We start from the raw sequence: 21,439 nt of genomic DNA on the forward strand, positions 1-21,439 counted from the left end.
CTGGCTCGCCGATTGCGATGTTTCCGACGACGGGGCGATCATCTGCCGGCCTCGCGCTGACGACGATAGTGCAGTCCGACAATAGCCGATACCCTACGCGTTTAGCTGCCAGATTTCGAAATTGAGCACCGCCGCGAACGTCACCCAGGCGAGATACGGCACGAACAGCGCCGCCGCCCGCCAGTCGACGCGGCGGGCGGCCGCCATCATCGCGACGATGAACACCCAGAGTGTGAGGATGATCCCCAGCGCGGCCAAGGGCATTTCGAGCGCGAAAAACGTCGGTGTCCAGGCGACGTTGACGGCCATCTGGAGGACGAACAGCCCGAGCGCGAGTCGTCGGCCCGGCGCGTCGCTGCGCCAGAGCAACCAGAGCGCGACGCCCAGCAAGATAAACAGCGCCGTCCAGACGATCGGAAACGCGATCGTCGGCGGATAGAACCACGGTTTCTCGAGCGCCTGGAACCAGGCCGACTCCGGGCTCGAGAGGACGCCCGGAACGCTGCCGACGATGGTGACGAGGAGGACGAAGCCGACCAGTTGCAGTAGCTCGTCCCAGTCGGGTCGTTTGCGAGACGCTGTGTCGAGTGCCATACGTCGACGACGTGCTTGCGGGGCTTGGTATTCGTGGTGGCGAATACTGGTGCTCGTCGTTCGTACGCTCGAGATGCGGTCCCGAGTACTGTCTACCCCCCGTTGTCGAGGCCGTCGATAAGCGCCTCGAGCGTGCCGACGTGTTCTTCGAACTTCTCGCGGCCGGTTTCGGTCAGCTCGTAGCTCGTCCGAGGCTTCCGGTCGACGAACTCCTTTTCGACGCGGACGGCGTCGGCGTCTTCGATCCGCTGGAGGTGACTCGAGAGGTTCCCTTCGGTCACGTCCAGATCGTCAGCGAGGTCGCTGAACGACGTCTCGCCGTGGCGATAGAGGTACGCGAACAGTTGCAGTCGCGTCGGCTGGTGGACGAGTTTGTCGAACTCCAGGCCGTCGTCCGAGCTCGCGTCCATCGTCACTCGTCGTCGGTTTCGGACGCGAGGTACATGTACGCCGCGGTGCCGTAGCCCGCATAGCAGACGCCGAAGCCGGCTAGAACTGCCGCTCGAACTCGAGTCGGTCCGAGACGGTGTAGTAGGGCCCCCCGAGTCGGCCGACGGTATCGACTTTCCGCGAGTCGATCTCGCCGTCGGTCAGCACGCTGTCGTCGACGTGGACGTACTCGACTTCACCGAGAATCGCCAGTCGATCCTTGACCTGCATGGAGTCGTAGAGCGAACACTCCATGGTCACGACGGCGTCGGCCACGCGGGGTGGTGCGATCTGTTCGCAGTCGGCGCGTGCGACCTCGGCGAAGTCGAACTCGCTCTCTTCGGACTCTATGTCCGCTGCGGTCGCGTCCATCGGCTCGGCCAGCGGTTCGGTGACGACGTTGACCGCGAACTCCTCGGTCTCGAGGGCGTTTCGGGGCGTATCCTTCTGATCGTCGCCTTCCGCGTCGGGCGTGTTGAAGATGACGACCGGTTCGGCCGAGGAGACGTAGTTGTAGCTGCTGAAGGGTGCGAGGTTGTCGACGCCGTCCGGACTCGTCGTCGAGATCCAGGCGATCGGCCGAGGGGTGACAGCGGATTTGACGATTCGATCGCGCTCCCTTGTTTCCAATGCGTCGATATCGTAGGCAGGCATCACCCGTGTTTTCGCCCCGACCGTGATATGTGTTGTCGAGACGGCTTCTGATCGACCGCTGGCGATCCGCATCGACGCTTCACTTCCGCCGCGGTACGGGAACCCTTATTCACGCCGGCGAAGAATTCCCGTCAATGTCACGGACGGACGAGTCGGTGCCGTCGATCGATCATCCGCTGCTCGAGCCGGACTTTCTCGAGCGGCGACTCTACCAGCTGCAACTCGCGGGGACGGCCGCCAACGATCACACGCTCGTCTGTCTCCCCACCGGTCTCGGCAAGACCACCGTCAGCCTGCTTGTCACTGCCCGGCGACTCGAGGAGATCGGCGGCACGGCGCTGATGCTCGCGCCGACGAAACCCCTCGTCCAGCAACACGCCGAATTCTACCGGGAGGCCCTCCAGCTTCCTGACGAGGAGATCGTCGTCTTCACTGGCGACGTGAGCCCGGACGACCGCGCCGAGACGTGGGCCGAGGCGACCATCGTCATGGCGACCCCGCAAGTGATCGAAAACGACCTCGTCGGGAGCCGAATCTCACTCGCCGACGTCACCCACCTGACCGTCGACGAGTGCCACCGCGCGACCGGCGACTACGCCTACAACTACATCGCCGAGCGCTACCACGCCGACGCCGACCAGCCGCTCGTGACGGGGATGTCCGCCTCGCCCGGCGGCGACGAGGAAGCCATCCTCGAGGTCTGTGCCAACCTCGGCATCCAGGACGTCGAGGTGATGACCGAGGAGGACGCCGACGTCTCGGAGTTTACCCACGAGACCGACCTCGAGTGGGAGCGCATCGATCTCCCCGAGGCGGTCCTCGAGATTCGGGACGCCCTAAACGAGGTCGTCACGGACCGCCTCGAGAAGTTGAAAGAGCTGGGTATCGCGGCTTCGACCCAGCCCGACCAGTCCCAGAAAGACCTGAACAAGATGCGTGCGGAACTCCAGCGACTGATCGACAACGACCAGTCGGAGGGGTTCGAGGGGATGTCGATCCACGCGGAGGTGATGAAGCTCCGCCAGGCCGTCACGCTCGTCGAAACCCAGAGCGTCGAGGCGCTGAATCGGTACTTCGAACGCCAGCGCAACCAGGCCAGGTCGTCGGGAGCGTCGAAGGCGAGCCAGCGACTGGTCTCGGACCCCCGCGTCCGCGAGGCGATGCGACGCGCCGAGGACTTCGACGAACTCCACCCCAAGTACCGCAAGACGCGTATGCTGCTGGCTGAGACGCTCGGCTTAGAGGACGGCGAACGGGTGATCGTCTTCACCGAGTCCCGCGACACGGCGGAGGCACTGACCGATTTCCTCTCGGAGAGCTTCGACGCGAAACGCTTCGTCGGCCAGGGCGACCGCGAGGGGTCGGACGGCATGACCCAGACCGAACAGCAGGACGTGCTGAACGACTTCCGGGCCGGCGAGTTCGAGGTGCTGGTCTCGACGTCGGTCGCCGAGGAAGGGCTTGACGTCCCCGAGGTCGATCTGGTGCTGTTCTACGAACCCGTGCCGACGGCGATCCGGTCGATCCAGCGCAAGGGCCGTACCGGTCGCCAATCGGACGGCCGCGTCGTCGTCCTCATGGCCGAAGACACCCGCGACGAGGCCTACTTCTGGATCTCGAGACGGCGCGAGAAGGAGATGGAGTCGGAGCTGCGCGAGCTCAAGGGGATGGCCGACGACATCGAACACGAACTCGACGACTCCCAGCAGGCCCTGACCGACTTCGACGACGAGACCGGAGCGAAAGTGAACGACGACGCTGCCGACCCCGACGCAGTCGGCGACTTCTCGAGTGGAAGCGAAGGGGATCGCTCACAGCCGGGACTCCAGGATTTCGGCCCACAGAAGTCGAACACGAGCGACGACGATACCGGTGAACCACCCTCCGCAGACGGGGACGAAACCGACGACGCCGTCGAGACCCACGAGCCGTCCGCCGAGGGCGAGACCGTCGAAATCGTCGCCGACCAACGGGAGATGGACGCGACCATCGCCCGGGACCTCTCGAAACGCGAGGAGATCGAGATCCGCCTCGAGACGCTCGAGGTGGGCGACTACGTCCTGTCGGATCGCGTGGTCGTCGAGCGAAAATCCGTTGCGGACTTCGTCGACTCGCTGTTGGACGGCGATCGATCGCTGTTCGAGCAGGTCGCCACGATGGCCAGACACTACTCCCGGCCGCTCGTGATCGTCGAGGGCGACGGCCTGTACGAACAGCGCGACGTCCACCCGAACGCGATCAGGGGTGCACTCTCGAGTCTGGCCGTCGATTTCGACGCGAGCCTGCTCCAGACCGCCGGTGAGGCCGAGACGACCGAACTGCTCGCGGTGATCGCCGGTCGCGAGCAGTCGACGGCCGACCGCGAGGTCTCGGTTCACGGCGAGAAAGGCGCCAAAACGCTCGCCGAACAGCAGGAGTACGTCGTCTCCGCCATCGCCGAAATCGGTCCCGTCACCGCTCGCTCGCTCCTCGAGGAGTTTGGCACCGTCGAGGCGGTGATGATCGCCAGCGAGTCGGAGTTACAGGACGCAGACGGCGTCGGTTCGGTCACCGCCGAGCGAATGCGGGAGGTAATCGGCAGCGAGTATACTGGCTGATCGCACCTCCTGACGCGGGCGATCGGCGGACAGTATCGATTTCGGGTCGGTCGCGCGAGCAGAAAATACTTATAATGGCACTCGAGAGTATCCAGAAGATACCATAGCGCATCGCCACGCCTGCAGGACGCTCGGCCCTTGTCGAACGCGATTCGACACTGTTCGGCGCCCGACCGTCGTCGATCGCCGATCGCTCGAGTCGGTCTGTGAGCGTGGGCGCACAGACCTCCAATGATCGCGACCCCGGCCCCACGAGACGATCGATGACGCCCGATTTTTCCGTCGACCAACATCGACTCTGGACGCGGCTGCGACGAAACGCTGCGGATTCGGTACGGATCGATACCCGGTCGCTGGCCGTCTTTCGAATACTCGTCGGGCTGCTCGCACTCGCCGATCTCTTCCTCCGGAGTCGTAACTTCAGCTTTTACTACACCGACGACGGACTGATGCCACAGTCGCTCGCGATGGAGATGACGCCGGATCCGGCGTTTTCGTTCTTCTATCTCACCGCCGATCCGACGCTGATCGCCGCGTTGTTCGTCCTCCACGGACTCGTCGCGATACAGCTTCTCCTCGGGTACAAGACCCGAATCGCGACGATCCTTACCTTCCTGTTCGTCATCTCGCTGGATTACCACAATCCGGCGGTCACGAGCTACGCGGACGTCCTCTTTCGGCTGTTGTTGTTCTGGGCGATCTTCCTCCCGCTTGGCGAACGGTGGTCGATCGATGCCGTCCACGCCAATCGCGAGCCACGAGGCTCTATCGCGGGCGTCGCCTCCGCGCTGATTCTCTTCCAGATCGTCTACATGTACTTTCACAACGGCTACCACAAACTGGGCGTCGACATCTGGGAGAGCGGCGAAGCCGCGGCGATGGTGATGGGGCTGGACGACATGACGTTCCTGCTGGCCGGAACGATGCGCCAGTTCCCCACACTCCTCCAGATCGGCGGCTTCACCTGGTTTGCCATGCTAATACTCTCGTGGCTGCTCATCGTCCTGATCGGTCGCAAGCGAATGCTTCTGGCCGGGATGTTCATGGTCGCCCACGCCTCCTTCGCCATTACCGTCCGCATCGGCGCGTTCGCCTACGTCGCGATCGCCGGGCTCGTCCTCTTTATGCAGGCCCAGGTCTGGGCGGACGGCAAGACCGTTCTCGACTACGTCGGGGTCGACTACCGGCGTCTCCTCGAGCGCGGCGACGTTCTCGAGCGGTACGCGGCTGGCGTCCCCGAGTTGACGATCGACAACGAGACCGTCGACCGCGCTCGGTCGGCGGTGTACAGCGTCTCGCTCGGCGTCGTTGCACTCTCGCTCGTGACGGTTCTTGTGTTGTTACACACACCCGTCGGGGGAATCGTCGACGAGGACGACCGAATCCAGGACGGGATCGACGATACCAAATCGATCGTCAACGCTGACCAGCCGGCCTGGACGGTCTTCGCACCGATCCCCAGGACGACGGATCGATACTATGTGTTCGCGGCCGAAACCGCGGCGGGCGATCGCATCGATGTCTACAACGAGCGGCCGTTGACCTACGATCGCCCCGGCGACGAGCTACAGCTGCAGTACGACACCTATCGCGAACGGTTTTTCATGAACAGCGTCCGGCGAGGTACCGACGGCGATAGCGACGGCATCCACACCGAACTGGCCGAGTACTACTGTACCACCTGGGCCGAGGAACACGACGTCGAACTCACGCAGCTGAACATGTACATGGTCTCCGAAGATGTCACGATGGATACCATCACCGAACGAGACGAGCGCGACACCCGAATCTCGGAGTTGTACCAGTACAGTTGTGACGATTCCGAACCCGAGACAATTCAGCCGCCCGAAAGGTAGCGCCGCCTCGAGCACCAACCGACCGCGACCGGAACGCTGAATTCGGTCCCAGCCCTACTCTTCGTCACCCGAATGGCACAGGAACGCTCGGACACCGACGCGGACGTGCCGGCCGACGAACCGATCGTCCTCTTCGACGGCGTCTGTAACCTCTGTACCGGCTTCGTCCAGTTTTTGATCCCGCGAGACCCCGAGGGTCGCTTTCACTTCGCCTCCCTGCAATCGGACATCGGCGACCAGTTACTCGAGCGCCACGACCTCGAGCGCCACGGCCTGGACTCGATCGTCCTGATCGAGGGCGACGACATCTACGTCAAGTCGGCGGCCGTCGTCCGTATCGCGAGTATTCTCGGCGGTATCTACGCGCTCGCCCGTCCGCTCGCCTATCTTCCGCGCCGGCTCCGCGACTGGGGGTACGACATCGTCGCCGCTAACCGGTATCGGATTTTCGGCCAGAAAGACCAGTGTATGATGCCAAGCGAGGACGTCCAGTCACGGTTTCTGGACTAAGCCCCGATTTTCGCTCGATGGTGGCCCTGGCTACCGGAGCGTGTTCAACGTCTCGCTGGCTTCGCGGGCAGCCTCGAGACACGCTTTCGCGTACCGCGGATCGTCGGCCGCCGCGGCTTCGGCCGCGAAGTGTTCGAGGGCCTGCTCGAGCGACTGCCGGGCATCCCCAGTGTCGGTATCGCCCGCCGTCGGCTGTCGTTGTCGTCGATCCGTCGATCGCTCCGGCGATCGGTCGTCGCGCTGTGGGTTCGACGAAGCGGCGGCATCCGGGATTTGACTCGTGGTCGACGGCTGTTCACCCGCTCGCGACTCCCCTCTGACCGCGTCTTCGGCGTCGGTCGTCGCCCCGGTCTGTCGCGACCGTGGGTCCGGCGCTTGGGCACCGTCGTCTGCCGGCCGCCGGGCATCGGCCGACTGCGTCGGTTGCGTATCGGCCGACTCTGCTGGCTGTGATTCGTTCACATCGTCCGTAGACGCCCCCTCGTCGCGTTCGTCGGCGGCGGGCTGGGCCTCGAGGTCGGTCCCCGAGACGGCGTCAGGGTTGCCGTGACAGCTCGGACAGAACGTCGTCCCGTCCTGCTGAAAGAGCGGGTCGCCGCACGTGCCACAGTGGGAGTTGGTCATCGTCGCCCCCTTGAGCAGAAGATCGCTCATCCGCTGGGTCGCCTGCCGTTCGGCCTGGTCGCGTTCGTACTTCTCCCGAAGCTTCTCGCGTTCGGCTTCCTTGTCGAAGTCACTCATACTCGTCTAGAGGAGGTTCTGCGTCGAAAAGGCTACGACACCGATTCGCCTGCTGCAGACGATCGTCGGAATCGAACTCGTGACCGTCACTCGAGTGCCCGTTCGACGGCGTCGACGGCGTTGGTTGCCTGCTCGCGACGGTCGCTGGGGAAAATGCCGATCGTCTCCCCGCCTTCGGCTTTCGCGCCCCGGCAGACGGCTTCCATCGTGGCGCCCCGACTCCCACAGACGACCGTGTATCCTCGAGCCAGCGGTTCGCATCACTATGATCGATTCGGTCGTCCTGGCCGTCGAATCGGCGATCGATTTCGACGAATGGCCACTTGTGAACTACCCCACCCTACTCACTCGCGGCTATCGCCGCTCGTTCCTTGAGGATAGCGTGAGACCGACGGTCTCACGGACCATGCGAACGGGCGCTTCGCGCCCGTGAGCAGATGGGGGTTCCTGTGTCAACGACGGCACTTGCAGGCACTACTTCCCGACGAAGTAGCCCTGCAGAGGTTCCAGTCTCAGCAGGCGTTGATTCGGCCAGTTCCTGACCTACTCCCGACTTGTCTTCACCCACTCCCAGTTCAAGCACTCCGAGACGCTGTACCTCTAACGCAGCGTTCTGGTCCCTATCAGTCTCAAACCCACATGATGGGCACGAATGCTCTCGAACCCACAACGGCTTCTCAGTCTCCACACCACACTGCACACATCGCTTCGTCGTTCCCTCGGGTGGGACAAGCAAGACGTGACAACCGTTTTTGTCGCCGAAACGTTCGAACGTTTTCAGCGTCTCGTACCACGACATCGACGCGACATTCCGACTGTTCCCGTTCTGTTGCATCATACTACCGACGTTCAAGTCTTCGAGGAACACAGCGTCGTATCGTTGCGTGTATGCGTTGGCAAGAGCTTCTCGATACGCTAGGCGCTTGTTCGATAATCGCTCGTATGCTCTTGCCAAGCGTTGGCGAGCCTTATTCCAATTGTTTGACTCGCGTTCCTTGCGAGACACAGCTTGATGTCGTGTCTCGATGCGTTCACGGTCTCCAGTCTCATCTAACGGTGCAAACGCCCGCCCGTCAGAATCGTGGATGAACTTCGTGATACCGAGGTCAATACCGACGGTGTCTTTTATGTCGATGTCTTCGACGGCGGGTTTCTCGGGATAGTCAGCATCGTATTCGACCATGATACTGACTGTCCAGTCACCTGTTTTCTGCTTCTTCAGGATGACTTCCTTGATAGTCGCGTCATCTGGCAGTGGTCGGTGAAAATTCAGGTGGAACGTGCCGATCTTCGAGAGTTTGACCGTAGCGTGGTTAGTCCGGCCCGTGTTACTATCCACGTCAAAGCCAGACTGGTTGTACGTGATGCTACGGTAGTCTCGCGGTGCTTTCCACTTGAGTTCACCAACGTCGAAGCCGCGTTCTTCGAGCGATTCGAGGATGCTTTCACCGTTCTTGATTCGGCGTACAGCCATCTGGAGGCACTTCGAGTACACGTCGCTCCACTCAGTCCACTCACGCTTCCACTGTGGGAGCTTGTTCTGCATCGTAGTGTAGGAGGGTTTGTCGTACTCAGGAGCGGGTTTGTACTCTTGTGTGAGTGCGTGGTTGTATACTTCTCGGCAGGTTTGAATCGAGTGCCATGCACTCTCGGCAGTCGAAGTGTCCTTGGGCTCGGCAGCGTATTTGAACGCTTCTTCGACCACTATTTTCACGTTGTAAATGTCTGTATTTGAATGTTTTGGTTAGACTAAGTGACGGCTGTATCCCCGCCCTACTCACTCCCTGCGGTCGCTCCTTGAGGACGGGGACTTAGCCTGCAACAGTTAATCCATAACGAAAGAACATTGTTCATAGGCCGATACGATATCGACATCTGCCGTATCAACCATCGTCACTGCCCGGCGTTCGTTCTAATTCCGACGGATTTAACGCACGGGCAGGCGCAGTTTTACGTGGTATGACGAAAGTTAGCGTGGTCGGCGCGGCCGGAACGGTCGGGGCCGCCGCAGGCTACAACATCGCGCTTCGTGACATCGCGGACGAACTCGTCTTCGTGGACATCCCGGATCAGGAAGATACCACGATCGGGCAGGCTGCAGACGCCAACCACGGCGCAGCCTACGACTCGAACACGACGATTCGGCAGGGGGACTACTCGGCAACGGAAGGATCGGATGTCGTCGTCATCACCGCCGGCATTCCGCGCCAGCCGGGCCAGACTCGCATCGATCTGGCCGGTGATAACGCACCGATCATGGAGGACATCGGCTCCTCGCTGGCGGAGTACAACGACGACTTCATCACCGTCACCACCTCGAACCCCGTCGACCTGCTCAACCGCCACCTCTACGAAGCAGGCGATCGTGCACGCGAGCAAGTGATCGGCTTCGGCGGCCGACTCGACTCCGCTCGCTTCCGATACGTCATCTCCGAACGCTTCGACGCGCCCGTCCAGAACGTCGAAGCGACGATCCTCGGCGAGCACGGCGACGCGCAGGTCCCCGTCTTCTCGAAGGTCCGCGTCGACGGCCAGGACCTCGAGTTCGACGACGAGGAGAAGGAAGAACTCCTCGAAGAACTCCAGACCTCCGCAATGAACGTCATCGAAAAGAAAGGCGCCACCGAGTGGGGGCCAGCCACCGGCGTCGGCCACATGGTCGAAGCCATCATCCGCGATACCGGCGAAGTGCTGCCCGCAAGCGTCACACTCGAGGGCGAGTTCGGCCACGAGGACACCGCTTTCGGCGTTCCCGTCAAACTCGGTTCCAACGGCGTCGAGGAGATCGTCGAGTGGGATCTGACCGAGTTCGAGCGCAACCAGCTCGGCGAGGCCGCCGAGAAGCTCTCGGATCAGTACGACAAGATCTCGTAAGCAGCTTCCGACCCGTTTTACAGCCGGTAGCGGTCAGTGTCGACAGCTACCGCTGTCGAACGCGAACCTCGAGCGGCCCCGGATCGAGCGTCACACCCAGCGACGGCTCGAGCGAGTCAGTGACGCGGTCGAACTCGACGTGGCGGACGATCGTCGCGAGTGCGAGTTGCAACTCGAGCATCGCGAATCGCATCCCCAGGCAGTGTCGCGGCCCGCCGCCGAAGGGAAAATAGGCGTATTCGGGTCTGTCTGGAGCCGACTCGAGCGTTCGCTCGCCGCTCGAGCTGTCGCCGTCTGCGAGCCAGCGTTCGGGTCGAAACGTCTCGGGCTCGTCCCACCAACGGTCGTCGCGCTGGATGCCGTAGACCGACAGCTGCAGCGTCGTCCCGGCCGGGACGCGATACCCGGACAGGACCATCTCTGTCTCGGGTTCTCGATAAACGCCCGTAATCGGCGGATAGAGTCGCATCGTCTCCCTGACGACGGCCTCCGTATAGACCAGATCATCGAGATCGTCGAGTCCGGGATCACCGTCGTCACAAACCGCCTCGAGTTCCCGATCGAGTTCGGCTCGTACGTCAGGCCTGCCAGCGACGAGCCAGCACGCGACCGCCAGTGCCATCGCGGTCGTCTCGTGGCCGGCGAAGAGAAAGGTGACGAGCTGGTCTCGAACTTCGTCGGGAGAGGGCCGAGCGCCGTCGGGATACTGTGCGCCTGCGAGTACGGAGAGCAGATCGTCGCCGCTCGCGTCCGTCTCGCGTCGTCTCGCCACCAGATCGTCGACGAGGGCCTCGAGTGCCGCCATCGACGCCTCGTACTCGCGTTCGACACGATCGGGAAACCAGGACGGCAGTAGTGAGCCGATCGCTAGCCGTCGTGGCGACGCATACGTCTGGATAGCAGTCACCGTTCGCCTGACGGTTTCGGCGCCCTCGTCCTCGAGCGGGAGATCGAACAGCGTGCGGGTGAGCACGCGGAGGGTGTACGTCGCCATCGCGTCTCGGAGTGCGACGGTTTCACCGTCATCTAACTCCTCGAGGAGGGGTATCACTTCTGCGACCATCTCGTCGGCGTAACCGTAGACGCGATCCGGCGTGAACGACGACTGGAGCAACTGTCGCTGCCGTCGCCACTGTTCGCCTTCGGTGAAGGCGACGCCTTCGGGTGCGACGAGTTCGCCAAAGTCGGTCTCGAACTCCCCCTTTCTGACCTCGTCGGCCCGCGAGACGAGCACCGTCTCGACTGCATGCGGGTCGAACAGGAGCGCGGCATCGTCGCCGTAGGCCTCGTAGGAGACGACGTCGCCGTAGGCCCTGGCGGACTCGACGAATCCGAGCGGATCGCGGCCGATCGAGAGCGTGTTCCCCAGCAGCGGCAGCCCTCGTGGTCCCGGGGGCAGGTCTGCGCTCGAGCGGTCGGTCGTCGTCGACTGCTCCTCGGACTGCGGTGAGTGTGTCTCGGTCATAGCTGGGAGAACGGCAGCCACTAATGTCGGCGTGTTCCCGAATTGGTGAACTTCTTTATATTGAAACGTGACGGTGTACTATGCAATCGACGGATCTAACGCTGCGCTTACCGGACCGGATGCAACTGCCCATCCCCCGTCCGGATTCGGCACTCGAGTTCCAGCGCGAGGAACTGCTCTCCTGGCACGTCGACTCCAAGACTGACCGCGTTCGATTCCTCTCGCTGATCGTCGGTGACCGCGAGGCGATCGAAGCGACGGCGCTCGATCTCGAGGTCGTCCACCGGTTCGATCTCACGCCGATCGACAAGGACACGTTCTACGCCTACGCCGTGATGGATGTCCGCGGTGCTGATGCGACCCTGATGGCGGCGTTCGACGATCCCGGTCTGGTGATCGTGCCGCCGATCGTCTACACCGGTCGCGAGCGCGTTCACGTTACCGTCCTCGGTGAATCCGACGCACTGGCGGGGCTGCTCGAGCGATTCCCCGAAGATGTCGGCGTCGAGGTCGAGCGGGTAAGCGACCACCAGCACCGCGCCGAGACGCTCGCGGGGCGACTGACGGCCCGTCAGTTCGAGGCGATGGCGACCGCTCGAGAACTGGGATACTACGACGTGCCGCGCTCGGCGTCGCTGGCCGAGGTTGGGGCGACTCTCGAGTGTTCCGAGAGTGCGGCCTCGACGCTGTTGCGGACGGTCGAATCGGAACTGGTGGACGCGGCGTTAGGCCGGTAGCGACGACCGGTCTATCGAATCGATCTCAGGGAATAATCTGCTCGTCGTCGTCGTAAATCGTGATCGCGTCGACGGGACACGTCCGGGCGGCGAACTTCGCGTCGAGTTCCGCATCGTCTGGTACCTCACGGGCGAAAACGCCGTCTTCGCTCTCCTCGCTGTCCTCGAGCACTGCTTTCCCTTTCGATTTGTCCTCCGTGAAGGCGTCCCACTCGGCGACACACTGGAACATCCCGATACAGGTGTCCTCGTCGTATTCGACTCGCATACGCGGCCGTTGGGTCGATGGGGCTAAAGCACTGACGGGGCGGGCTCGAGCGCGGGTGCGAGGGTGGGACGTGGATTTCGGGGCAGATACGAAGGAACGTTTTTTTGAACGCCCGTGAAACGACGACGAACGGAATGGTTGCACTGTCGTTCGCGCTTCTGGTCGGGACTGCTATCGTCACCTGTCTGTTCATGGCGTGGGTGCTCGGTGCAAACAGTAACTCGCCGCCGTTTGCGCCTGCCATCGGTGCGAACGCGATTTCGACGATGCAGGCTGCGTTCGTCATCGGACTGCTGGCCGCTGCCGGCGCACTGATGCAGGGCGGAAGCATCTCGGAGACCATCGGCGCGGATCTGATCGACGGCGTCACGATCACCCCGCTTGCGGCGACCGCGGGGCTGTTGACGGCGGCGACGTTCATGGCGGTCGGCATCTACACCCGCTATCCGATCCCCGCGGCGTTTGCGACGACCGGCGCGATGGTCGGCGTCGGACTCTCGCTTGGCGGCGATCCCGCGATGGCGACCTACCAGCGTCTCGGCACGTTCTGGATTCTCGTACCGTTTATGTCCGGCGGGCTGGCCTACGCGACAGCCGTCACGCTGCGTCGCGACGATATCCCCGAATCGGTCGGCGTTCCCCTCCTTGCGGGTATCGTCGGCGCAATCGTCGCGAACGTCCGACTCGGCGTCGTGCCGGATCCGGTCGCCGATCAGGGTACACTCGCTCGTTTTCTCGCCTCCCAGTTCGGCGGCGGACCGACGCTCGTGGCGGATATCTCCCTCGGCGTCGTGCTCGTGACGCTCGTCGCCGGCGGACTCGCGTTCTACTGGGTGCGACGACGGGTCCTCGTCTCCGTCGAGGACGGCATCCGATCGTTCCTGCTCGTCCTCGGTGGGATCGTCGCCTTCTCCTCGGGAGGGTCGCAGGTCGGACTCGCGACCGGCCCCCTCGAGCACCTCTTTCGTGTCGAACTCGGGCTGCCGGCCATCGCGTTGCTCGCGCTGGGTGCGGTCGGTATCCTAGCCGGCGCCTGGATGGCCTCGCCGCGGCTGCTGCAGGCGACCTCGAGGGAGTACGCGCAGTTGGGGGTCCGGCGGTCGATCGCGGCGCTGGTTCCCGGGTTCATCATCGCGCAACTAGCGATCGCGCTCGGCATTCCGATCTCGCTCAACAATATCATCCTCTCGGGAGTCATCGGCGGCGGTCTGGCCGCGGGTTCGGCCGGCGTCTCTCGGCGCAAAATCGCGTTTACCGTCTCCTTCTGGCTGTTTACGCTCGGCAGTTCGATCGCCGTCGGCTACGGGTTCTACCAACTGCTCGCGCTGGCGCTTGGCGGGTGAGGCGAAATATTACTCCGCGGGCGACACGAGATAACTACCGCCGACGGCGACGATGCCGACGAAGACACCGAAGATGCCGATAGGCGGGGAGACGACTGCGAGTGCCCCGCCGAATATCAGTAGACCGACACCAACTCGCCAGGCGATCGACTGCGGGTCGTAGCCACAGTGGGGACATGCCTCGGCGTCTCGCGGAATCTCTTCCGTGCACCGACTGCAAAAATAGGCTGGCTTCATTCGTCGTCACTCGAGTACCGTCACCGGACGCGCAGTTCGGTCGACGACGGTCGTCGCGACTCCGCGACCGAGCAACCGTCCGACGAACCCGCTCGAGGTGGTTCCGTGACCGTGCATGACGACGTGGTCGACATCCGCCTCGCTCGCGTACCGTGGAATCTCGTTCCCGGGCCGGCCGTCGACGACCGCGACTCGAGCGCGCTGTTGGGCATCTCCGACCGACTCGAGGAGCCCCGCCACGCGCTCGCGGGCCGCCTCGGTGCGTTCGTCCTCGCGCTCGAGGATTCCCCCCTCGCTGAGCGGTGCATCGAGTGGCGTTACGACGGCGAGAACGGTCACGTCCGCGTCGGGAAACGTCTCGAGAGCGTAGGAGAGAGCCTCCTCCTCGCGCGGACGGCCGAGCGTCGGAACGAGGACGTGGGCGGGATCGGCCATACGGCCGTGTTCGACCGGGACCCTCATTGGTCTGTCGCCGCGTTCCGTCGTGTCGATGTGTAGTGGTTGCGGAATCGCTATCGGTCGGCGGTTTCGTTTCGACGACGGGACGATTGGCGAGGGGACACTCTGGCGCCTTACCCCAGGACCCAACCGAAGTCGCTCGCGCAGGTGTGACCGCCGCCACCGCCGCCGTCCTCGAGCGTAATCCGGTGTTCCTGTCCGCGATTCCCGCAGTCGATCGTCCGCGTCGATTCGTGGGTCCGATCCGCGCCGCGTTCGACGACGTAGATCGTCATCTCGCCGTGTTCCCAGTTCTCGAGCGTGGTCGTGACGGTTTCGTCGGGCTCGACGACGATCTCCTGGTGACCGACGTCGTCGACGAGCCTGACGTTCTGGTGACCGCGCGGCCAGACGAGATCGGCGAGCGTCACCAGCCGCCGGTCACCGTCGGCGGTCGTCACTTCGAAGTTGAGATAGCCGGCAGCGTCCGCATCCGCGACGGTGTAGGCGCTCACGTAGTAGGTGTCGTCGTCCTCGCTTTCGACCGTCAGCTCGGGGGCTGGATCGCCGGGAACGTCGGTCAACCCGACGAGCGAGACGGCCAGGAGGGTGAGAGTCAGGAGGGCTGCGAGGCGGCGCGAAATCATACCTGATCGCTGTCGCTGCACCGACAAAAATACGTCCGTTTTCCAGCCGTACTGACATCTCGACCGACGGCCTCACCGAAGTCCAAGCGCGAACCTGCCCGAGACCGACCGATACTGGCCCGGTCGAGATCGGCCAGCCACGAACAGATCGGTAGACACATAACGTGTAGCCGAGACGACACGGGACGAGCAATGCCCTCCAGACGTCAGCTCATCGTCGGAGTCGGGAGCGCACTCGCCGGCGGGACCACACTGGTTTCGAGTGCGACACCGCCGACGGCGGCGACGGCTTCGTCCACAGTGGTGCAGTCGACGACAGCAACGCCGTCAGCGGCGGACTCGAGCGATTCGTCTCTCGAGTGGCCGATGGCCGGATACGATCTCGCCGGCACTGGCTACAATCCCGACGCCTCGGGGCCCAGCGACGACGTCGAGATCGTCTGGGAACACGACGCGACGGACTGGTTTCGCGGCGCTGCGCCGCCGATCTTGCTCGATGGCACCCTCTATGCCGCCGGCGACGGACTGGTCGCGCTTGAGGCCGAGACCGGCGAGGGGCTGTTTGGCGTCCGCGGCCCCTACACCTCGAGTCTCGCTCAGGTGGCTGCAGACGCCTATCGAACGGAGACGCTCGCGGCGACTGCGACCAGCGGCATCTACGGGCTGAACGCCGGCGGCGGCCTCGAGGTGCCGTTCCTCGAGACCCGCGTTGGGGCCCACCGCTGGACCGGCCCTGGGCATCACCCACGCGGGCCCAGTATCGGTCCCCACCCGTCGATCGACCCTCGCCCATCGGTCGATCCCGTTGCCACCGATGGCACCGTCTACGCGCCCGTCCACGGGACGAACGATCTCGTCGCGGTCGACGCGAACGACGGGAGCGCGCACTGGCGGATCACCCACCACGAGGACGACCCGGTCAGCGTCTCCTTCGCCCGGCCAGCCATCCGCGATGGCCTGCTGTTCGTCGCCAACTGGCCCTACCAGGTGACGGCCTACGATCGCACGGACGGCGCTCTGGAGTGGCGACGCGAACTCGAGGACCAGATGCAACTCTCTACGGTCGCGACGGAGGCTGGCGTCGTCGTCACCTCGCGAAACGGCGTCACTCTGCTCGATCGTGCCACCGGCGATACCGTCTGGCGTCGGGACCTCGAGGGGAACGCGACCGACGGAACCGCAGCCGTCGCCGACGGGACGATCTTCCTGAGCGACGGCCGCGAGACGTTCTACGCGCTCGACCTCGAGTCGGGCGAGCAACGGTGGTCGGCCCCCTTCGAACGGGAGACGACCCCCGTCGTCGCCGACGGGGTGGTCTACGCCGTCGAACACGGCGCACGACTCGTCGGGTTCGATGCCGACACCGGCGAGGAACGGTTTCGATACGAACCACCGGAGGTACCGCTGTCGCCGCCGATCGTCGGTGACGGCGTGTTGTACGCGGTCAACCGGGAGCGGATTGTCGCTCTCGAAGAAGTCGAGTAGCGTCCGGACACGATTCGTTTGCAGGCCGACTCGACATCACCGTCGAGCGCGAAGGTCCTCCATGGCCGATCCCGAGCGCGACGCGGTCGAGCAGGTGGAGACGTTCGCCGAGCAGGCACGCCGACGCGCCGATCTCGAGCGCGAGGCCCTCGAGTGGGCGATTGACGAACTCGAAGCCAGGATCGACGCGACGGGTGTCGACCTCGACCCGTTGCTCGAGTACGCCCGCCGGAGTCGCGAGAGTTTGCCGGATCGCCACGACCGTGCCTACGAGGCGATGGCCGACATCTTCGACGTCGATGGCGAGGTCTACGAGACCTACGTCTTCGCATTTGCCGAACTCTGCGAGGAGCTAGCCGAGGGAGACGGACGCTCGGAGAAACATCCACAGGGGTGTACGAACGCGCTCGTCTCGGAGCCGAAACTCGACCTCGAGAGCGGCGCTTCCGGTCCGTTGGTGCTCAAGAACCGGGATATCTCGGGACGCGGCGTGCGGCCGAAGTCGGTCGTCGAGCAACCCTCGATCGACGACTACTACGGCTTTCTGACCGTCGATACCTGCGGGACGATCTCCCTTTTCAAGGGCGTCAACGACCAGGGATTGGTCACGGCCAACACCTACATCGAGAGCGAACGCGACGACGTCGAGCCCGAACACCAACTCCGAAACGGGACCGTCATCCGCGTCATCTTGGAAGAGTGTGCGACGGTCGGCGAGGCTCGGACGGTCCTCGAGTCCTACCCGACGCGGCGATTGAGCGGGCAGACGCTGTTTCTGGCCGACGAGACCGACGCCGTCTTGCTCGAGGTCGATCCCGTCGCCGAACGCATCGCGGTCGACGACGAGCCCGTCGTCGTCCGGACGAATCACTTCGTCCACTCCCGGTCGACCCAGACCGAGAGTTCCACGCTGCGGCGCGAGCGCGCGCTCGATCTCTTCGAGCGCGACGACCGATTCGGGCCCGACGACCTCTGGACCGTCGCCCAGGACCACGAACACGGTCCCGGGGACGACTCGATCTGTCGCCACCCCGAGCCCGAGACCGACGCCCCTTACGCGTTCGGCCAGCTAACGACGGCCAGTACGGCCATCTTTCGAGGGGGCTCGCCGAGGATCGACGTCGCGCTCGGTAACCCCTGCGAGCGCGAACGAACACGCTGTGCGTTCGGCGAGGACATCCCAGCCGACCTTCGGACGGGTACGCGGTGGCTCGAGCAGGTGTAGTCGATCGTCACCGACGGCGGGACCCACGCATTGTCGCCAGCGTCGCTTTTTTCGTTGATGACGACGACGAACGATTATGGAGACGATCACGTTCGGCACCGACGGCTGGCGGGCGACGCTCGAGGAGTTCACCGCGCCACGCGTTCGGATGGTCGGACAGGCGGTCGCGACGTATCTACAGGACGAGGGGCTCGAGGGGACCCTCGCGATCGGCTACGACGCCCGCGAGAGTTCCCGCGGATTCGCCGAGGAACTGGCGCGCGTACTGTGTGCGAACGGGTTCGACGTGATCGTGCCCGAACGCGATCGGCCGACGCCGCTGGTGGCCCACGCCATCGTCGATCGGGGCCTCGTCGGCGGGTTCGCGATCACCGCCTCGCACAACCCGCCGGAGTACAACGGCGTGAAGTTCATTCCCGCCGACGGCGCGCCGGCCCTGCCCGCGGTCACCGACGCCATCGCGAATCGACTGGCCGAACCCGATCCGTTATCCGACTCCGAACACGGCAGCGTTCGCGAGGTCGACCTCGCCACCCCCCACGCCGACGCCGCCCTCGAGTTGGTCGAGGATGTCATCGGCGGTGCAGACGCCGCCGGTTTCGCCGAGAGCACGGACCTCGCCGACCTCACTGTCGCCTACGACGCCATGCACGGCAGCGGCCGCGGGACGACCGACGCGCTCCTCGAGCGCGCCGGTGTCGCCGTCGAGCGCCTGCGCTGTGAGCGCGACCCCGAGTTCGGCGGCGGCGCGCCAGAGCCAGCCCCCGACAATCTCGAGGGGCTGATCGACCGTGTCACCGACGACGAGACTGCACCGACGCTTGGCATCGCGAACGACGGCGACGCCGACCGAATCGCCATCGTCACCCCAGAACGGGGCTATCTGGACGAGAACCTCTTCTTCGCCGCGCTGTACGACGCCCTCCTCGAGAGCGATTCCGGGCCGGTGATCCGAACCGTCTCGACGACCTACCTGATCGACCGCGTCGCCGAGGCCCACGACGAGGCCGTCCACGAGGTACCGGTCGGCTTCAAGTGGGTCGCCGAGGCGATCGCCGACCACGACGCGCTCGTCGGCGGCGAGGAATCGGGCGGGTTCACGATTCGAGGACACGTCCGCGAAAAAGACGGCGTCCTGATGGCGCTACTCGCAGCGGTGTTACACGCCGACGAACCGCTCGACGAGCGGGTCGACCGGCTGCTGGCAGCGCACGGCACCGTCGTCCAGGACAAAACCAGCGTCGCCTGCCCGGACCACGAGAAAGCACAAGTGCTAGCCGCCCTCGAGGACGTCATCCCCGAGGACGTCGCCGGCGTCGGCGTCGAGGAGGTCAACACCGCCGACGGCTTCAAGCTCCAACTCGCCGACGGCTCGTGGCTCCTGATCCGCCCCAGCGGGACCGAGCCCGTCCTCCGGGTCTACGCCGAGGCGACCGACGAGGACCGGGTCGAGGCGTTGCTCGAGGCCGGCGAGGAACTGCTCGAGGCGCTGCTGTGATACGGATTGTTGTAGCGTTTTACCGGTGATCACCCGGACGGGGTCGGTGATCACCGGTAAAGAACTACAACGGTCCGTATGAGGGGGTCCCGTACTACCCAGCAGTGACGATTCGACCGTACAGTCTTCGTGCGATCATCAGCAGATGGTAGCACGGCTTCTTTATTCAAAGGTAGTCCTGAAACGTGACCTTCCGATTCAGTAAGTAGGTGTGAATCTAACGCGCTCACTTCTATCAGTAATGGGGATGTTAGGAAGCCGTATCGAATACACAGCGAATGACATCCCTCTCGGTGTGAAGCCGAGATTTCCCGAGTCAATCGAATCGAAGATTCGCGTAGGTCACAACCCACCGATTGAGATCCTAACGCACCTAGTACCCTCCCAAGCGTCGACTGCTGGGTCGAACCGACACCCGCCAACTGGTTCGACCCAGCAGTGCAGGCTTGGGAAGCCACTAGCACGCTCACGCACCCACTTTGTCGACCTGGTACCACTCGCCGTCCCAACTAAGGAAATACTCGAACACACATCGGATGGTCAAGAGGCCAAAACCCGGGTAGACCAACGGGACCAGCGCCAGCGCCGGCGTTAGCTCGGCGACGTGGCCCTGCCGAACGTCGTGGGCGAGAACGGGAACAATCGTCAACGCGATTGCCACGAATGGCAGCAGGAAGAACAATTCGAGGTCGAGCACCAGCAGCACGAGGACCTTGGCGGCGAGTGCGACCAAGAAAACACTGGTTGCGAGACTGGAGACGATCCGGAGCGTTGATAGCTTCCCCCGAAGCCCACCGCGATCGTATCTGCCTGTAATGGCTTTGAAAAAGACCTCGATGTGGCCCAGTCGCCATCGCTTGCGCTGGCCCCAGAGATCGCCGAGATCGTGGGATGCTTCCATCTCGTTTGTAATGTTCCGTGATTGGCGAACGGATAAGCCTGCTCGGAAGCACTTGTGCGCGAAGTCGATGTCCTCAGTCAGCAATTTGTCGAGGCCGTCAACGGTCTCGAAGGCCTCGCGAGTGAACGCCGAGGACGAACTCCGGCAGTAGGTGAACCCTAGTGGCTCAACGAGCTTGTAGCCGGCGTGAAGGAGCAAGCGCTCACAATAGGCCAGCGCCTCGACCGGCCCGGTTACGCGGGGGACCCGTCGGGCCTGGAAGACGTCGACGCCCTCCTCGGTGAGGTGGTACATCGCAGTGGGGATGAAGTCAGGGTCGATCCGTTCGTCGACGTCAAAGGCCGCAAAGTAATCGGCCTCCAGCCGCTCGACGGCATCATTAATTGCACCAGCTTTCGAACCGGGGTCGCCGTTGACCAACACCTGGACGTTTGGGTACTCGGCATACTCGCGGGCGGCCGATAACGTCGGTTCGTCGTTGGGTTCGCCCACGATAGCGATCTCGATATTGTGGTAGTTCGAGGCCAGCAGCGTCTCGACGCTCTCGCCGATCACGTTGGCGTCTTGATACGCGGGGAGGATCGCGGCGACCGGAGGGCCGTCTAGCACGCGCTCGTCGGGATCACGTCCGCTGTAGACTTCCCGAGCGAGCATCACCCCGCTCACCGTCACCAGCACCGAGAAGACGACCGTCGCTGCGACAGCGTCGATCGTGACGATCCGGACGATCACCCAGTGCAAGTCGAGCGAAATCGCTTCCCGTTGGACTCCTTCGTAGGCACCGAATGCCAGCACTGCGATGACAGCCAGCAGATAACCAGCTTGTTCGCCTGTGCTCCGGAGGCTGAAAGCCATATCAGCGATCATCCACCGTTCTGTTGTCAATCTATCGGTCACTATTTTCTGATTCAGGATCCTCCACTTATATTGTCACCAGCAG

Annotated in this window: 20 protein-coding genes and 1 pseudogene; 9 read left to right on the top strand and 12 right to left on the bottom strand. The window is 63.6% G+C overall.

Annotated elements, in window-relative coordinates:
* Positions 1-93 precede the first annotated feature (93 nt).
* The 3 genes from D8Y22_RS05820 to D8Y22_RS05830 form a co-directional block, all read right to left on the bottom strand.
* The gene (locus tag D8Y22_RS05820; protein WP_141463769.1) at positions 94-594 is read right to left on the bottom strand and encodes a TspO/MBR family protein; all 501 of its coding nucleotides are present in this window, start codon (positions 592-594) and stop codon (positions 94-96) included.
* A gap of 92 nt (positions 595-686) precedes the next feature.
* Positions 687-980: a transcriptional regulator gene (locus D8Y22_RS05825; protein ID WP_141463887.1), complete on the bottom strand. Its 294-nt coding sequence runs from the start codon at positions 978-980 to the stop codon at positions 687-689.
* 103 nt (positions 981-1,083) lie between these two features.
* Positions 1,084-1,677, bottom strand: coding sequence for a flavin reductase family protein (locus D8Y22_RS05830; protein WP_141463770.1), 594 nt, complete (start codon positions 1,675-1,677; stop codon positions 1,084-1,086).
* A 134-nt stretch (positions 1,678-1,811) separates the two neighbouring features.
* Between D8Y22_RS05830 and D8Y22_RS05835 the strand changes: the two genes are divergently transcribed.
* The 3 genes from D8Y22_RS05835 to D8Y22_RS05845 all read left to right on the top strand — a co-directional run bounded on the left by D8Y22_RS05835 (position 1,812) and on the right by D8Y22_RS05845 (position 6,640).
* Positions 1,812-4,274 carry a DEAD/DEAH box helicase gene (locus D8Y22_RS05835; protein ID WP_141463771.1) on the top strand — a complete coding sequence of 821 codons (2,463 nt, stop codon included), beginning with the start codon at positions 1,812-1,814 and terminating at the stop codon, positions 4,272-4,274.
* Positions 4,275-4,537: 263 nt separating this feature from the next.
* Positions 4,538-6,130, top strand: coding sequence for an HTTM domain-containing protein (locus D8Y22_RS05840; RefSeq protein WP_141463772.1), 1,593 nt, complete (start codon positions 4,538-4,540; stop codon positions 6,128-6,130).
* Between the two features lie 72 nt (positions 6,131-6,202).
* On the top strand, positions 6,203-6,640 hold the full coding sequence (locus D8Y22_RS05845; protein ID WP_141463773.1) for a thiol-disulfide oxidoreductase DCC family protein: 438 nt from the start codon (positions 6,203-6,205) through the stop codon (positions 6,638-6,640).
* A gap of 30 nt (positions 6,641-6,670) precedes the next feature.
* On the opposite strand, the gene D8Y22_RS05850 is transcribed toward D8Y22_RS05845, so the two are convergent.
* The 3 genes and pseudogenes from D8Y22_RS05850 to D8Y22_RS05860 form a co-directional block, all read right to left on the bottom strand.
* Positions 6,671-7,381: an Sjogren's syndrome/scleroderma autoantigen 1 family protein gene (locus D8Y22_RS05850; RefSeq protein WP_141463774.1), complete on the bottom strand. Its 711-nt coding sequence runs from the start codon at positions 7,379-7,381 to the stop codon at positions 6,671-6,673.
* 110 nt (positions 7,382-7,491) lie between these two features.
* A pseudogene (locus tag D8Y22_RS05855) lies at positions 7,492-7,629 on the bottom strand (SLOG cluster 4 domain-containing protein); the annotation flags it as partial.
* A 149-nt stretch (positions 7,630-7,778) separates the two neighbouring features.
* A complete protein-coding gene (locus tag D8Y22_RS05860; RefSeq protein WP_141463775.1) occupies positions 7,779-9,086 on the bottom strand; it encodes an RNA-guided endonuclease InsQ/TnpB family protein in 1,308 nt (435 codons plus the stop codon).
* A 254-nt stretch (positions 9,087-9,340) separates the two neighbouring features.
* Between D8Y22_RS05860 and mdh the strand changes: the two genes are divergently transcribed.
* Positions 9,341-10,255, top strand: a complete 915-nt coding sequence (gene mdh / locus D8Y22_RS05865) for a malate dehydrogenase (protein ID WP_141463776.1) — start codon at positions 9,341-9,343, stop codon at positions 10,253-10,255.
* 46 nt (positions 10,256-10,301) lie between these two features.
* On the opposite strand, the gene D8Y22_RS05870 is transcribed toward mdh, so the two are convergent.
* Positions 10,302-11,720, bottom strand: coding sequence for a cytochrome P450 (locus tag D8Y22_RS05870; RefSeq protein ID WP_141463777.1), 1,419 nt, complete (start codon positions 11,718-11,720; stop codon positions 10,302-10,304).
* Between the two features lie 80 nt (positions 11,721-11,800).
* Between D8Y22_RS05870 and D8Y22_RS05875 the strand changes: the two genes are divergently transcribed.
* Positions 11,801-12,457 (top strand): helix-turn-helix domain-containing protein, encoded by a 657-nt coding sequence (locus D8Y22_RS05875; protein ID WP_141463778.1) that lies wholly within the window; start codon positions 11,801-11,803, stop codon positions 12,455-12,457.
* 25 nt (positions 12,458-12,482) lie between these two features.
* Here the strand turns inward: D8Y22_RS05875 and D8Y22_RS05880 are convergent, their stop codons facing one another.
* Positions 12,483-12,725, bottom strand: coding sequence for a ferredoxin (locus D8Y22_RS05880; protein WP_141463779.1), 243 nt, complete (start codon positions 12,723-12,725; stop codon positions 12,483-12,485).
* 134 nt (positions 12,726-12,859) lie between these two features.
* Between D8Y22_RS05880 and D8Y22_RS05885 the strand changes: the two genes are divergently transcribed.
* The gene (locus D8Y22_RS05885) at positions 12,860-14,068 is read left to right on the top strand and encodes an inorganic phosphate transporter (RefSeq protein ID WP_141463780.1); all 1,209 of its coding nucleotides are present in this window, start codon (positions 12,860-12,862) and stop codon (positions 14,066-14,068) included.
* A 9-nt stretch (positions 14,069-14,077) separates the two neighbouring features.
* Here the strand turns inward: D8Y22_RS05885 and D8Y22_RS05890 are convergent, their stop codons facing one another.
* From D8Y22_RS05890 to D8Y22_RS05900, 3 genes are all read right to left on the bottom strand, one after another.
* Positions 14,078-14,305, bottom strand: a complete 228-nt coding sequence (locus D8Y22_RS05890) for a zinc-ribbon domain-containing protein (RefSeq protein WP_141463781.1) — start codon at positions 14,303-14,305, stop codon at positions 14,078-14,080.
* Positions 14,306-14,311: 6 nt separating this feature from the next.
* Positions 14,312-14,767, bottom strand: coding sequence for a universal stress protein (locus tag D8Y22_RS05895; RefSeq protein ID WP_394348192.1), 456 nt, complete (start codon positions 14,765-14,767; stop codon positions 14,312-14,314).
* A gap of 110 nt (positions 14,768-14,877) precedes the next feature.
* On the bottom strand, positions 14,878-15,390 hold the full coding sequence (locus tag D8Y22_RS05900; RefSeq protein WP_141463783.1) for a hypothetical protein: 513 nt from the start codon (positions 15,388-15,390) through the stop codon (positions 14,878-14,880).
* A 192-nt stretch (positions 15,391-15,582) separates the two neighbouring features.
* Between D8Y22_RS05900 and D8Y22_RS05905 the strand changes: the two genes are divergently transcribed.
* From D8Y22_RS05905 to D8Y22_RS05915, 3 genes are all read left to right on the top strand, one after another.
* The gene (locus D8Y22_RS05905; protein WP_174811779.1) at positions 15,583-16,875 is read left to right on the top strand and encodes a PQQ-binding-like beta-propeller repeat protein; all 1,293 of its coding nucleotides are present in this window, start codon (positions 15,583-15,585) and stop codon (positions 16,873-16,875) included.
* Positions 16,876-16,936: 61 nt separating this feature from the next.
* Positions 16,937-18,100 carry a C45 family autoproteolytic acyltransferase/hydolase gene (locus D8Y22_RS05910; RefSeq protein ID WP_141463784.1) on the top strand — a complete coding sequence of 388 codons (1,164 nt, stop codon included), beginning with the start codon at positions 16,937-16,939 and terminating at the stop codon, positions 18,098-18,100.
* A gap of 76 nt (positions 18,101-18,176) precedes the next feature.
* The gene (locus tag D8Y22_RS05915; protein ID WP_141463785.1) at positions 18,177-19,598 is read left to right on the top strand and encodes a phosphohexomutase domain-containing protein; all 1,422 of its coding nucleotides are present in this window, start codon (positions 18,177-18,179) and stop codon (positions 19,596-19,598) included.
* Between the two features lie 466 nt (positions 19,599-20,064).
* Here the strand turns inward: D8Y22_RS05915 and D8Y22_RS05920 are convergent, their stop codons facing one another.
* Positions 20,065-21,354: a glycosyltransferase gene (locus tag D8Y22_RS05920; RefSeq protein ID WP_141463786.1), complete on the bottom strand. Its 1,290-nt coding sequence runs from the start codon at positions 21,352-21,354 to the stop codon at positions 20,065-20,067.
* Between the last annotated feature and the right edge of the window lie 85 nt (positions 21,355-21,439).

It is taken from the genome of Salinadaptatus halalkaliphilus, from assembly GCF_006543045.1.
GTDB lineage: Archaea > Halobacteriota > Halobacteria > Halobacteriales > Natrialbaceae > Salinadaptatus > Salinadaptatus halalkaliphilus.